The organism is Paracoccus ferrooxidans, assembly GCF_029909815.1.
GTDB classification, from domain to species: domain Bacteria; phylum Pseudomonadota; class Alphaproteobacteria; order Rhodobacterales; family Rhodobacteraceae; genus Paracoccus; species Paracoccus versutus.
The window spans coordinates 1,751,180-1,763,989 of sequence record NZ_CP038198.1 but is presented as its reverse complement, the minus strand read 5'-3'; the positions used below and the strand labels follow the sequence as shown (position 1 = coordinate 1,763,989).

General features: G+C 69.4%; 12 protein-coding genes. 5 read left to right on the top strand and 7 right to left on the bottom strand.

The window, feature by feature from the left end; genetic code table 11:
* The first annotated feature begins 22 nt into the window (after positions 1-22).
* Entirely contained in the window at positions 23-316 is a 294-nt protein-coding gene (locus tag E3U26_RS08900; RefSeq protein ID WP_036751557.1) for a YggT family protein, read from the top strand.
* Positions 316-2,349, top strand: coding sequence for a DNA helicase RecQ (gene recQ, locus E3U26_RS08895; RefSeq protein ID WP_243784692.1), 2,034 nt, complete (start codon positions 316-318; stop codon positions 2,347-2,349). The genes E3U26_RS08900 and recQ overlap by 1 nt, the downstream gene beginning before the upstream one ends.
* A gap of 489 nt (positions 2,350-2,838) precedes the next feature.
* On the opposite strand, the gene E3U26_RS08890 is transcribed toward recQ, so the two are convergent.
* From E3U26_RS08890 to fliF, 7 genes are all read right to left on the bottom strand, one after another.
* Positions 2,839-5,934: an efflux RND transporter permease subunit gene (locus E3U26_RS08890; RefSeq protein WP_243784691.1), complete on the bottom strand. Its 3,096-nt coding sequence runs from the start codon at positions 5,932-5,934 to the stop codon at positions 2,839-2,841.
* Entirely contained in the window at positions 5,931-7,031 is a 1,101-nt protein-coding gene (locus E3U26_RS08885) for an efflux RND transporter periplasmic adaptor subunit (RefSeq protein ID WP_499104744.1), read from the bottom strand. The genes E3U26_RS08890 and E3U26_RS08885 overlap by 4 nt, the downstream gene beginning before the upstream one ends.
* Positions 7,028-8,083: an efflux RND transporter periplasmic adaptor subunit gene (locus tag E3U26_RS08880; RefSeq protein ID WP_276241772.1), complete on the bottom strand. Its 1,056-nt coding sequence runs from the start codon at positions 8,081-8,083 to the stop codon at positions 7,028-7,030. Before E3U26_RS08880 ends, E3U26_RS08885 begins: the two co-directional genes overlap by 4 nt.
* 135 nt (positions 8,084-8,218) lie before the next feature.
* Positions 8,219-8,947, bottom strand: coding sequence for a flagellar type III secretion system pore protein FliP (fliP, locus tag E3U26_RS08875; protein ID WP_243784688.1), 729 nt, complete (start codon positions 8,945-8,947; stop codon positions 8,219-8,221).
* Complete coding sequence (locus E3U26_RS08870) at positions 8,944-9,201, bottom strand: FliM/FliN family flagellar motor switch protein (protein ID WP_036751570.1); 258 nt, start codon at positions 9,199-9,201, stop codon at positions 8,944-8,946. Before E3U26_RS08870 ends, fliP begins: the two co-directional genes overlap by 4 nt.
* A gap of 2 nt (positions 9,202-9,203) precedes the next feature.
* Positions 9,204-9,764, bottom strand: a complete 561-nt coding sequence (locus E3U26_RS08865; RefSeq protein WP_243784687.1) for a hypothetical protein — start codon at positions 9,762-9,764, stop codon at positions 9,204-9,206.
* Positions 9,761-11,329, bottom strand: coding sequence for a flagellar basal-body MS-ring/collar protein FliF (gene fliF, locus E3U26_RS08860; RefSeq protein WP_276241773.1), 1,569 nt, complete (start codon positions 11,327-11,329; stop codon positions 9,761-9,763). Before fliF ends, E3U26_RS08865 begins: the two co-directional genes overlap by 4 nt.
* A gap of 114 nt (positions 11,330-11,443) precedes the next feature.
* Here fliF and E3U26_RS08855 point away from each other — a divergent pair, with 114 nt between their 5' ends.
* Genes E3U26_RS08855 through E3U26_RS08845 form a run of 3 tightly spaced genes read left to right on the top strand, consistent with a single transcriptional unit; the run spans position 11,444 to position 12,805 of the window.
* Positions 11,444-11,926 carry a flagellar basal body-associated FliL family protein gene (locus E3U26_RS08855; RefSeq protein WP_243784685.1) on the top strand — a complete coding sequence of 161 codons (483 nt, stop codon included), beginning with the start codon at positions 11,444-11,446 and terminating at the stop codon, positions 11,924-11,926.
* Positions 11,923-12,270 carry a hypothetical protein gene (locus E3U26_RS08850; protein WP_036751577.1) on the top strand — a complete coding sequence of 116 codons (348 nt, stop codon included), beginning with the start codon at positions 11,923-11,925 and terminating at the stop codon, positions 12,268-12,270. Before E3U26_RS08855 ends, E3U26_RS08850 begins: the two co-directional genes overlap by 4 nt.
* Positions 12,263-12,805, top strand: coding sequence for a MotE family protein (locus E3U26_RS08845; RefSeq protein ID WP_243784684.1), 543 nt, complete (start codon positions 12,263-12,265; stop codon positions 12,803-12,805). Before E3U26_RS08850 ends, E3U26_RS08845 begins: the two co-directional genes overlap by 8 nt.
* Positions 12,806-12,810: the final 5 nt, after the last annotated feature.

The window sequence follows — 12,810 nt, the reverse complement described above, 5'->3', positions numbered from 1 at the left end:
GGAACAGCCGGAAGGGGATGGAATGGGCACGCTCTACGAAGCCTTGATGCTGATACTCGACGTGGTCTGGTTCGTGATGATCGCCCATATCATCATGTCATGGCTGATCAACTTCCAGGTGCTGAACCTGCGCCAGCCGCTGATCTGGCAGATCTGGAGCGGGCTCAACCGCCTGCTCGAGCCGATCTACGGCCCCGTTCGCTCGATCCTGCCCAATACCGGCGGGCTGGACCTGGCGCCGCTGGTGGTCTTCATCGGCATCATCATCCTGCAGCGCGCGCTTGCCAATAACGCGGCCTGGTTCTACGGCTTCTGATGTCGGCCGCGCCCCTTCTGCGGCAGGTCTTCGGCTTCGATGCCTTCCGGCCGGGGCAGGAAGAGATCGTCGATGCCGTGGCCGCGGGCCGCGACGTGCTGGCGATCATGCCGACCGGCGGGGGCAAGTCGCTGTGCTACCAGCTGCCGGCACTGATGCGGGACGGGCTGACGGTGGTGATCTCGCCGCTGATCGCCCTGATGCGCGACCAGGTGCGGGCGCTGACCGAGGCGGGCGTCGCCGCCGCCGCCCTGACCAGCGGCAACTCGGACGAGGAAAACAGCGAGGTTCTGCGCGCGCTGAACGCGCGCGAGCTGCGGCTGCTCTACATGGCGCCCGAGCGGCTGGCCTCGGGCGCGACCATCCCGATGCTGCGCCGCGCGGGCGTGCAGGCCATCGCCGTGGACGAGGCGCATTGCGTCAGCCAGTGGGGCCATGACTTCCGCCCCGACTACCTGCGCGTGGGCGAGTTGCGCCGGGCGCTGTCCTTGCCGCTGGCCGCCTTCACCGCCACCGCAGATGCGGAAACGCGCGACGAGATCGTCAAGCGCCTGTTCGACGGCGCGCAGCCGCAGATCTTCCTGCGCGGCTTCGACCGGCCGAACATCCACCTGGCCTTCCAGCCCAAGGACGGGCCGCGCCGGCAGATCCTGGATTTCGCCGCCGCCCGCCGCGGCCAGTCGGGCATCGTCTATTGCGGCACCCGCGCCAAGACCGAGACGCTGGCCGGCGCGCTGAACGAGGCCGGCCTTGCCGCCGTCGCCTATCACGGCGGCATGGAGCCCGACCAGCGCCGCGAGGTCGAGATGCGCTTCCAGCGCGAGGACGGGCTGATCGTGGTGGCGACCGTGGCCTTCGGCATGGGCATCGACAAGCCCGACATCCGCTGGGTCGCCCATGCCGACCTGCCGAAGTCGATCGAGGCCTATTACCAGGAAATCGGCCGCGGCGGCCGCGACGGCGCCCCGGCCGAGACGCTGACGCTTTACGGTCCCGACGACATCCGCCTGCGCCGCGGCCAGATCGACGAGGGGCTGGCCCCGCCCGAGCGCAAGGCCGCCGACCACGCCCGGCTGAACGCGCTCTTGGGCCTGGCCGAGGCGACGGGCTGCCGCCGCGTCGCCCTGCTGCGCTATTTCGGCGAAGAGGCCGGGCCCTGCGGCAATTGCGACATCTGCGACAACCCGCCCGAATGCTTCGACGCCACCGAGGCGGCGCAGAAGGTGCTGTCGGCCATCCTGCGCACCGGCCAGACCTATGGCGCGGGCCATGTCATCGACGTGCTGACCGGCACCATGACCGACCGCATCCGCAGCCGGGGCCATGACCGGCTGCCGACCTTTGGCGTCGGGCGCGACATGGCCAAGCCGCAATGGCAGGCGGTGATCCGGCAGATGCTGGGCCACGACCTGATCCGCCCCGACCCGGAACGCCATGGCGGCCTTGCCATCACCGCCGCCGCCCATCCCGTGCTGCGCGGCGAGACGCGCATCACCCTGCGCCGCGACGCCATGGCCCGCGCGCGCCCCGCCGTGGTGGTCCGCGCCTCGGTCGACGAAGAGGACGCGCCGCTGCTGTCCGCGCTCAAGGCCAAGCGCCGCGCGCTGGCCGAGGCGGCGCGGGTGCCGGCCTATGTCATCTTCCCCGACCGCACGCTGATCGAGATGGCGCAGACCCGGCCCCGGACGCTGGACGAGATGGCGCGGGTGAACGGCGTCGGCGCGAAGAAGCTGGAAAGCTATGGCGAGGAATTCCTGCGCGTCATCGCCGGCGAGGTCGCGCCGATGCATCCCGCGCGCCGGGCGCTGGCTGGCCGTGCCTCGGGCGATCTGTTCGACCGGCTGGCCGAGGCGCAGTCCCGGCTGGCGCGCGGCGAGGACGGCACCGAAAAGCCGCTCTCCGTCAGCAACTCCGCCCTGCGCCGCATCGCCGAGGACCGGCCGCGCGAGCTGTCGCGCTATCTGGACGAGGCGCGGCTCGAGCGGTTCGGCACCGCCTTCGCCGCCGAGATCGCCGCCGACCCCGAGGGCTGAGCGGGACCGATGTCTTGTCAGCCACTAGGCGCCGCCTGCCAACAGCGAGGACCGGACGGGACCGTTCCGGTTGGCGCGAATGCCCAGGCGGTTTCGCCGCGGTCGTGATCTTCGGCCCGCCGGTGGGATGATCTTCGCGGCAGCGGCACAGCCAGACGGGCAGCGGCAGCCAGTTCCGTTGTCGCAGGGTCAAAGCCAGGATCCCGCCATGGCTGCGGGAACCTCTTCCCGATTCTCTTGGCCCGGTGGATTCCGGCAGGGACATTGTCGCGACATCCGGGCGATGGGCGACCGTCCTTCCCGGCGGCACACGTCGCGGCCGGGTTCTGACCCGGCCTCCGCAATCCGGCCCCGACGCGGCATCCGCCCATCGGCCCGCCCTACACCACAGGGCGAAGATGGGCTACTGTCGCCGGCCTCACGTCCAGGCACCGCCGCGGACGGCAATCCGCATTGCGCCAGCGGAACCCTTCCCGCCGGCACCGGGCCTTATTCTTGCGCGGCGGCGCGGGCGCGGTCCTCGGGGTCGGGCATCGGGTCGCCCTGGGGCGGTCGAACCCGGAAGACGGCGCAGTAAAGCGCCGGGACGAAGATCAGCGTGACCAGCGTGCCGGCGATGATGCCGCCCATCATCGCGAAGGCCATCGGCCCCCAGAACACCTGCCGCGAGATCGGGATCAGCGCCAGGCTGGCCGCCGCCGCCGTCAGCAGGATCGGGCGGGCGCGGCTGTCCGATGCCTCGAAGACCGCGTCCCATTTCGCGTGCCCCTTGGCGATCAGCTCCTGGATCTCATGCACCAGGATGACCGAGTTGCGGATCAGGATGCCGATCAGCGCCAGGATGCCCAGGATGGCGACGAAGCCCATCGGCACGCCAAAGGGCAACAGTGCCGCGACCACGCCGATCAGCCCCAGCGGAGCCGCGGCAAAGACGATCAGCGACAGCCGGAAGCCCTGCATCTGCACCATGACCAGCGTCGCCATGATCAGCAGCATGATCGGCACCACCGCGGCGATGGGCTGCTGGCTTTCGGCCGAGGTCTCGACCGTGCCGCCGACGACGACCTTGACGCCGGGCGGCAGGCCGGCCTGGAAGCGTGCGACCTTTTCGGCCAGTGCCTCGACCAGCGTGGCGGGCTGGTCCTTGCTGGCGATGGCGGCCTTGACCGTCACCGTCGGCAATCCGTCGCGCTGCATGATCAGCGGCTGCTCGGTATCGTATTCCAGCTTGGCCAGCGAGGCGAGCGGGATCGGCATCCCGGTCGGCGTCGCCAGTTGCAGGTTCTGGATCGATTCCAGCGATTCGCGATCCGCCTGCGAGCCGCGGGCGACGACGTCGATCAGGAAGATGCCGTCGCGCAGCTGGGTGATGGTCCGGCCGTTGAAGGTGCCCGAAAGCGCGCCCGAGATGTCCTCGTTGGTCAGGCCCAGCCGGCGGGCCTGGTCCTGGTTCACCTGCAGCCGCACCACGCGGGCGGGTTCGTTCCAGTCCAGCGCGATGTCGCGCAGCCGCGGCTCGGTCGCCAGCACCGCGGCCAGTTCGCGCGCCGCGTCGCGCGCCTGTTCCGGGTCGGGCGACGAGACGCGGTATTGCACCGGCTTGCCCACCGGCGGCCCGATCTCGAGGTTCTTGACATAGATGTCGGTGCCGACCAGTTCGCGCCCGGCGAATTCGGCCAGCCGCGCCTTGAGCCGGTCGCGCGCCGCCAGATCCGGGGTCTGGATCACGATCTGGCCCATGTAGGGACCGGGCGTGGGCACGTCCATCGACAGGATGAAGCGCGGCGCGCCGCGGCCGACATAGGTGGTCCAGAACTGCGCGTCCGGTTCCTCGGCCAGCATCGCCTCGATCCGGGCCATATCGGCGTCGGTCTTGGCGATCGAGGCATTGGCGCGCTCGGTCACGTCCACGATGATCTCGGTCCGGTCCGAGGTAGGGAAGAACTGCTGCTCGACGAAGCGCATGCCCACGACCGAAACCGCGAACACGGCCAGCGTGATGGCGATGGTCAGCCATTGGTGGCGCATGCCCCACAGGAGCAGGCCGTGGAACTGCCGGCGCAGCCAGGTCGGCCGTTCGGACTTATGCGCCATGGTCGCGGGCAGCATGGTGACGCCCAGCAGCGGCGCGAACAGCACCGCGACGATCCAGCTGACGATCAGCGAGACGGCGATCACCACGAACAGCGAAAAGGTGAACTCGCCCGCCGCCGAGCTGTTCAGCCCGATGGGGATGAAGCCCGCCACCGTGACCAGCGTGCCGGTCAGCATCGGGAAGGCGATGGAGCTCCAGGCATGGCTGGCGGCGCGTTCCAGGCTGTCGCCCACCTCGAGCCGCGAGATCATCGTCTCGATGGCGATCATCGCGTCGTCGACCAGAAGCCCCAGCGCGATGATCAGCGCGCCAAGCGAGATGCGCTGCAGCGTGATGCCATAGATGTCCAGCACGATGAAGGTGATCGCCAGCACCAGGGGAATGGTCAGCGTCACCACCAGCCCGGCGCGCAGGCCCAGGCTGACGAAGCTGACCAGCAGCACGATGGCCACCGCCTCGGCCAGGGCCTGGACGAAATGGCCCACGGCCTCGTTCACCACATGCGGCTGGTCGGCGAACTTGGCCATCTCGATGCCGATGGGCAGGCCGCGGGCCACCTCGGCCATCAGCGCATCGACCTGCTCGCCGAATTCCAGGATATTGCCGCCCTCGCGCATGCCGATCTGAAGGCCGACCGCCTCCTTGCCGTTATAGCGAAACAGCGCGCTCGGCGGGTCTTCGTAGCCGCGCTGCACGGTGGCCACGTCGCCGATGTTGAAGAAGCGGTCGCCGACCCGCAGGTTCACCGCCGCGATCGCGGCCGCGTCGTCGAACTGGCCGCCGACGCGCACCAGCACCTGCTCGGGCCCGGCCTGCACGATGCCCGAGGGCGAGATGGCGTTTTGCAGCGCCAGCGTCTGCACCACCTGGTTGTGGTTCAGCCCCATCGCCGCCAGCCGGGCCGAGGAAAACTCCAGGAAGATCCGTTCCTTGCGCACGCCCAGCAGCAGGGTCTTGCCCGCCATGGGCAGGGCCTGGACCTGCTTGCGGATGTCCTCGACCCGGTCGCGCAGCTCGCGCTGGGTAAAGCCGTCCGAGGTGAAGGCATAGATATTGCCGAAGACGTCGCCGAAATCGTCGTTGAACTGGAAGCCCTGGAACTCCTGCGGAAATTCCGGGCGGATGTCCGACATCATGCTGCGCACGCGCTTCCAGACCTCGGGCACCTGCGGGCCGCGGATCGTCGGGTCCAGCTCCAGGTAGACCACCGACTGCCCCGGCATGGTGACCGAGCGGGTGAACTTCAGCTCGTCGAGTTCCTCGAGCTTGGTCTCGATCCGGGTGGTGACCTGTTCCAGCGTGTCCTCGATGGTGGCGCCGGGCAGCGAGGCGCTGATCACCATGATCTTGATGGTGAAGTTCGGATCCTCCTCGCGGCCCAGGCGCAGATAGCCGAGCGTGCCCGCCACCATCGAGACGATCAGCAGGAACCACACCAGCGAACGGTGATGCAGCGCCCAGTCGGACAGGTTGAAGCCGCCTCTGGTCATGGTGTCACGCCTTGTCCCACGGATTGGCCCTCGGCCAGGGAATGGATGCCGCGGATCACCACCTCCTCGCCTTGGACCAGGCCCGAGGCGACGGTGACGCGTCCGCCGATCGGCGGCCCCAGGGTCTCGATCCGGCGCAGGGCGACGGTGCCCTGGTCGCCGTCGCGGCTGACCACCCAGACATGCTGGGCGCCGTCGCGTTCAAGGATGGCGGCCTGGGGCAGGACCAGCCGCGCGGCGGCGGCGCCGGCGGGACGGGCCCGCACCAGCGCGCCCAGGCGGAAATCGGCATCCTCGCCAAGCGCCAGGTGGATGCGCCGAGTCCGGGTCGCGGCATCCGCCACCGGCTCGATCTGCGAGACCGTCGCCGGCACGATGCGTCCGGGGTCGTTTTCCGTCCAGACCTCATAGGGATCGCCCTGCCCCACGCGCGACAGCACGATGTCCGGCAGGTCGATCACCGCCTCGATGCCGTCCTGGGTGGACAGCCGCAGCACCGGCTCGCCGGCGCTGACCACGGCTCCGGCATTGACGAAAACCGCGCTGATCACCCCGGCGAAAGGGGCGCGCATCTCGGCGAAGCCCTCGGCGTCGCGGGCCTGGATCAGTTCGGATTGCGCCTGCTGCTCGGCGGCCTGCGCCGCGGCCAGCGCGCGTTCGGCCTGTTCCAGCTGCGCGGTCGAGGCGACGTTGCGGCTGGCCAGCGACCGCGTGCGTTCGGCCGTGGCCTGGGCGGTGCGGAGTTCCACCTGCGCCGCCTCGACCGCGGCCTGGGCTGCGCGGACATCGCCCTGCAGGTCGTCGGGATTGAGCTTGGCCAGCACGTCGCCCTGGCGGACGACATCGCCGACATCGACATTGCGCGCGGTCACGCGGCCAAGGGTCTGGAAGCCCAGGGCGACCTCGATCCGCGCGGCGATCACGCCGGGGATGGAATGGCCGGCCGCCTGGGCGTCGCTGACCAGGATGCTGGCCACCGGGCGCGGGGCCGGGACGGTCGCCTCGTCGGGTTTCTGCCAGGGCCACGAGAAAGCGGCCGCGCCGCCGGCAAGCGCGACCAGGACCAGCAGCGCGGACATCAGGGCCTTGCGCATCATTCCCCCTCCACCGCTGCATCCGCGACCACGCGGCCGGGATACAGCATCTGCGACCCGGCCCCGACCACGGTCTGCCCCGGTTCCACCCCGGCGCCCAGGATCACCGTGCCGTTGGCGAAACGCTCGATCCGAACCGGTGCCAGAGAGACGCGATTGTCATCCCCCACCAGCCAGACCGCCGGCTCGCCCTCCACCGAGGTCAGCGCCGTCCAGGGCACGGCGATGCCGCTGCCTGCGGGGAAATGCACCGCGCCCCGCACCGCCGCGCCCAGCAGGCTGGCGGTCGGCGGGGCGTTCTCGATCTCGGCCCGCACCGTGACCGAGCCGGTGGCGGGATCGACCAGCGGCGCGATCTCCGTCACCTGCGCGGTCATGTGCAGGTCGGGAAAATCGATCCCCGTCAGCGTCACCGGCGCGCCGATCGCACCGCGCAGCAGCGGCGTGTCCGGGCTTTGGAACACCGCCTCGCGCCCGGTGGCCGAAGCCAGCGAGATCACCGCCTGCGCCGCCCCGACGATCTGTCCCGGCTCGGCCCGGCGCGCGGTGACGATGGCGTCGCCGGGGGCGCGGATCACCGTATCCTCCAGCGCGCGCTGCGCCTGGCCCAGGGCGGAACGCGCCTGCGCCAGCCCGCCGCTGGCCGCCGACAGGGCCTGGCTTGCCGCGTCAAGCGCGGCGCGCGTGCCCACGCCGCGCTTCAGCATCGCATCGGCGCGCTGCAGCGCCTGGCGGGCCTGGGCCTCGGCCGCCTCGGCCGAGGCGACCGCCGCCTGCGCCACGCGCAACGCCTGTTCCTGCTGCACCGGATCGGTCCGCGCCAGCGGCTGGCCCTGGGTGACGCGATCACCTTCGCGCACCAGCACCTCGATCACGCGGCCGCCCAGCCGGAAGCCGACATCGACGCTGTCCTTGGCATGGACGGTTCCGGTCAGGGCGGCGTCAAAGGTCAGGGCGGCCTTCTCGACCTGCACGAACTCGACCCGCAGGGGGGCCTGGGCCAGGGCCGGCGCCGCCGCGAAAAGCGCCAGGATCAGCGCAAGCAGGCGGGGCATCGCCCTGCCCCCACCTGGCCTGCTGTCCGTTTCCGGTCGGATGTTCAAATTCGCTGCTCCTGAAAATATCGGAACGACATGACCTTGCGGATGCGCCGGCCCCAGGCTGGCCCGGAACGTCCGGCGAACGGTTTGTTATTGATAGCTGCGCACCAGCGCGGCCGCAATCATGCCCCAGCCGTCCACGACGACAAAGAAGGCCAGCTTGAAGGGCAGGGCCACCACGACGGGCGGCACCATCATCATGCCCATCGACATCAGCACGGCCGAAACCACAAGGTCGATGATGAGAAAGGGCAGCGCGACCAGGAAGCCGATCTCGAACGCCCGCTGGATCTCGCTCAGCATGAAGGCGGGGATCAGCACCGACAGCCGGTCGGGCGATGCCTGGGGATCGGGGGCGATCTCGGCCAGGGTGGCCAGCATCTCGGGGTCGGTGCGATGCTCCATGAAGCCGCGGAAGGGCACGATGCCGCGCTGGAACGCCTGTTCGACGCTGATCGCGCCGTCGCGCAGGGGGGCGCCCGCGACCTCCCAGGCCTCGGTCAGCACCGGGCTCATCACGAACCAGGTCAGGAACATGGCCAGGCTGACGATCAGCATGTTCGGCGGCGATTGCTGCAATCCCAGCGACTGGCGCAGGATCGACAGCACCGTCACGATAAAGGGAAAGCAGGTCACCATGATGGCGATCCCCGGCGCCAGCGACAGCGCCGTCATCACCGCCAGAAGGGTGATCGAATGCCGGCCGATGCCGCCGGCCACCGCATCGAGGCCCGCCGCGTCGATCAGCGGCAGATCCTGCGCCACCGCAACTTGCGGCAGCAGCAACGCAGCAACAAGGACAAGGGCAAGCCGGATCACGATACGCTGGCCGGGCCAAGGATGCGGACGCAAAGCCGGTTGCCGGTTTCATCGCCCGAGACCAGTTCCCCCCGCGCGATGACCTTGTCGCCGACGCAGATCTCGACGCCGTCCGACATGTCCTGGTCCAGGGTCAGCACGTCGTCCGGCCGCAGGCGCGACAGCTCGGCGACGGTCAGTTGCGTGCCGCCCAGCCGGATGGTGATTTCCACCTGGATCTGGTCGGTGGCGATAAGGCTGGCAAGATCGTCCATGATCAGTCCTCGGTCTTGATGTCGTCGATGATGGCCTTCAGTTCGGCCCCGGCCGCGGCAGGGTCAAAGAGGATCGTGCCCTGGCCGGCGACCAGCTCGACCATCTCCCGGCCCGGCGGCAGGTTCTCGATCCGAACCTGGGGAAATTGCGCGCGGGCCAGGCAATCGGCCAGGTCCGGGTGCAGGTCTTGCGGGCAACGGACCACCAGCGCGCGGTCCGGCGCATGCTCGATGATGCGCGCCACCTCCTCGGCCAGGGCAAGCCGCAGCCGTTCCCTTTGCGAGCGCGGGCCAAGCAGGTCCACCAGCGCGTGCAGCACCGGCGCCAGCGCCTTGCGGAGATCGGCGCGCAACGCGGCCTCTTTTTCCTGGCCGATCTGCATGTCGCGGCGAAACTCGGCCAGCGCCTGGGTCAGCGCATCCAGGCTGGCCTCGCGTCCCTCGGCCAGGCCCTTTTCATAGCCGCATTGAAAGGCTTCCTCGCGCTCGATCGCGGCGGCCAGCTGCCCGGCATCCGCGGCGCCCGAGGAAAACGAATCAAGCCGAAGCGCGGCAGGTCTCATAGCGCATCCTCACGTTTCTCGATCCAGCCCGACAGGATCTGCAGGCTTTCGTCCTTGCGCGATTTCATCAGTTCCTTGAGCCGCCCGACCGGATCGCCGTCCTCTGCCCCCATGGGCGTGAAGTCGATCTCGGGGACGATGCTGGCCTGGGCCGGCAGGGGGGCCCCCTCGGCCCTGGCGGCCGCCAGCGCCGCCGGCGGCTCTGAGCGGTCCAGCAGGGCGGGCGCCGGATTGCCCGCGGGCCTCGAGCGAAGCAGCGGGCGCAGCAGGAAGGCCGCCAGCGCCAGCGCGAAAAAGCCGACCAGCGCGAGGCGGATCAGCCCGTTCAGGTCCAGCCTGGACAGGAAGCCGCCGGTGCTGGCCAGGGTGCCCGCCTCGGACAGCGAGGCGAAAGCCAGCGATTTCACGGTGATCGCATCGCCCCGCCCCTCGTCGAAGCCGACGGCCGAGGCGACGAGTTCGCGAATCGCCTGAAGCTCGGCCTCTTCGCGCGGCACCAATGCGGTTTCGCCATTGGCCTCGGTCCGGGCGACGCCGTTCACCAGCACGGCGACGGTCAGGCGCCGGGTGGCGCCGGGCTGGCGCGTCACCTCGCGCGTGACCTTGCTGACCTCGAAATTCGAGCGCTGGCGGGTTTCCGACCGCGACGAGCGGCTTTGGTCGCCGGCATTCTCCTGGCCCTCGGGCAGGTTCGAGGCGGCCGTGACCGCGCCCTGCTGCGCATTGCTGCTTTCGTCGGCGCTTTCCTCGCTTTCCTGCGAGATCAGGGCGCGTTCCTGCGGGTCGAAGCGCTGCTCGGTCAGCAGTTCGGATTCGTTGACCACGTCAAGGTGCAGCTCGACGATGGCGTTGCCATGGCCGACATGCGCGGCCAGGATGCGCTCGACATTGCGCTTCATCTCGGCCTCGCGATCCTCGCCGGCGAAATCCTCGCCCGAGGAAATGACGCCGCGTTCGCTGTCGATCACCGCCACCCGGTCCGCCGACATGCCCGGCACGCCCGAGGAAACCAGAAACTTCAGCGCCTTGGCCTGGCTGCGGTTGATCGGCGTGCCGTCGGTCGTCAGCGTGACCGAGGCGGTCGCCTCGGCCTCGCGCCGATAGCCGCGGCCCTGCGGCACCGCCAGGTGCACGCGCGCCGCCTTGACGTTCGGCAGGGCCAGGATGGTGCGCGCCAGCTCGCCCTCCTTGGCGCGCCAATAGGCGGCGTCGAACATCTGCGAGGTGGTGCCGAAGCCCGACATGCCGTCCAGGATTTCATAGCCCTTGCCCCCGGCCGAGGGCAGCCCCTCGCCGGCCAGCATCATGCGCAATTCGTCGCGCCGGCTTTCCGCGACCCAGATCGAATCGCCCCGGATCTGATAGGGGACGCCGGATTTCTCGACCGCGGTCATGACGGCGCCGGATTGCTGCGAATCCAGCCCCGAATACAGCAGCGCCATGCCGGGCCGGCTGGCCAGCCAGGAAAGCCCGGCAATGGCGGCAAAGGTGAACAGGAAGGCAGCCGCCAGCACGGCCCTTTGTCTTGCGCTTCTTTCGCGCCAGTAGTCCTGCAGCTTCAGCAAAACCGTCCCCTTCGAATCGCCGTGATCCTTGTCGCGACCTTCATGGCACGGGGGCGATTAAGAATTGGTTAGCCCGCTGGTGATATCCAGTCCCCGGACGGACGGAGAATCACCATGACCGATGTCGCCGACATCAACGCGGAAGAAAAAACCGGCGGGGGGATCAAGCGCATCCTGCTGCCGCTGGGGCTGGCCCTTGTCCTGGGCGGGGCGGGCTTCGCCTCGACCTGGCTTGGCTTCTGGTCGCCCATGTCGCTTCTGGCGCCCAGGCAGGAAAAGGCGCAGCCCGTGGCCGCGCCGGCCGTGGCTTTCGTCGACATTCCCCAGATCGTGCTGACGCTGGCCGGGCCGCGGGCGCGGACCCTGGTGATGACGGTCAAGATCGAGACCGACCAGAACCGCCGCGCCGAGGTCGAGCACCTGATCCCGCGCCTGCTGGACAGCTTCAACGGCTTTCTCACCGACATAGACCCCGCGGCTTTCGAAAAGCGCGGAATATTGGACATCGTCCGCGACGAGCTGGCGACCCGCGCCGTCTTCGTCCTGGGCAAGGAGGCGTTCACCGATGTCCTCATCACGGAGTTCAGGATCCAATGACGATTGCGCAGCTTTTACAGGTCGTTCTGATCACCTTCACCATCGGGCTGTCGGGATTCTGCTTCATGCTGGCCCGCCGGCTGCGCAAGCTGAACGACCTGGAGACCGGCCTGGGCGGCGCCATCGCCGTCATGACCAGCGAGATCGGCCGGCTGGAGAAATCCATCCTGCTGGCCAAGGCCGAGGCCACCGCCGCCACCCAGGCCCTTGCCGACGAGATCGAGCGCGCCAAGCAGGAACGCGCCTTCTGGATGCTCCAGCAGAAATTCGCCGAGCCCGGCCCGCAGCGGCCGAACCGGCTGCAACGCCGCCGGCGGCGCGAGGGGGCGGTGGCCGATGCGTAAGCCGGTCCTGTCGATCCTGGGCGGCGTGATGATCCTGGCCGCGGCCGGCCAGGCGGCGATGCTGATGGACGGGCTGTCGCGCCTGTCGGCCCATGCCGTGCCGTCCGAGCTGATGGCCGGCTGCACCGATGTCCCCGAAGCGGTGGCCCTGGCTGAGACGCTGCGCGAACGCGCCTTGCGCATCGACCGCTACATGCAGGACATCGAGCGTCGCAAGGCCGAGATCGCCTCGGCCGAAAGGCGGCTGACCGAGCGGCTGGTCGAGCTGCGCAAGCTCAAGCAGCAGATCGCCCAGAACAACCGGGGCCAAAGCCAAGCGCAGACCGAGGACATCACGCGGCTGATCGCGGTCTACGACCAGATGAAGCCGGAACAGGCGGCCATGGTCCTGTCGAACCTGCCGCCGGATTTCGCCGCGCAGATCCTTGCCCGCGTCCAGCCGGAAACCGGCGCACGCATCATGGCCTCGGTCGAGCCGGGCCATGCCGCGGTCCTGACCTCATACATGGGCGCCCTTCGGGCCGCCGGGAAGTAGGTGAA

What these genes read in the sequence shown, in the direction of transcription:
- recQ (WP_243784692.1), top strand. Translation starts at nt 316, where the DNA reads ATGTCGGCCGCGCCCCTTCTGCGGCAGGTCTTCGGCTTCGATGCCTTC.
- E3U26_RS08865 (WP_243784687.1), bottom strand. Translation starts at nt 9,764, where the DNA reads ATGAGACCTGCCGCGCTTCGGCTTGATTCGTTTTCCTCGGGCGCCGCG.
- E3U26_RS08885 (WP_499104744.1), bottom strand. Translation starts at nt 7,031, where the DNA reads ATGATGCGCAAGGCCCTGATGTCCGCGCTGCTGGTCCTGGTCGCGCTT.
- E3U26_RS08900 (WP_036751557.1), top strand. Translation starts at nt 23, where the DNA reads ATGGGCACGCTCTACGAAGCCTTGATGCTGATACTCGACGTGGTCTGG.
- E3U26_RS08850 (WP_036751577.1), top strand. Translation starts at nt 11,923, where the DNA reads ATGACGATTGCGCAGCTTTTACAGGTCGTTCTGATCACCTTCACCATC.
- E3U26_RS08845 (WP_243784684.1), top strand. Translation starts at nt 12,263, where the DNA reads ATGCGTAAGCCGGTCCTGTCGATCCTGGGCGGCGTGATGATCCTGGCC.
- E3U26_RS08855 (WP_243784685.1), top strand. Translation starts at nt 11,444, where the DNA reads ATGACCGATGTCGCCGACATCAACGCGGAAGAAAAAACCGGCGGGGGG.
- E3U26_RS08880 (WP_276241772.1), bottom strand. Translation starts at nt 8,083, where the DNA reads ATGCCCCGCCTGCTTGCGCTGATCCTGGCGCTTTTCGCGGCGGCGCCG.
- E3U26_RS08870 (WP_036751570.1), bottom strand. Translation starts at nt 9,201, where the DNA reads ATGGACGATCTTGCCAGCCTTATCGCCACCGACCAGATCCAGGTGGAA.
- E3U26_RS08890 (WP_243784691.1), bottom strand. Translation starts at nt 5,934, where the DNA reads ATGACCAGAGGCGGCTTCAACCTGTCCGACTGGGCGCTGCATCACCGT.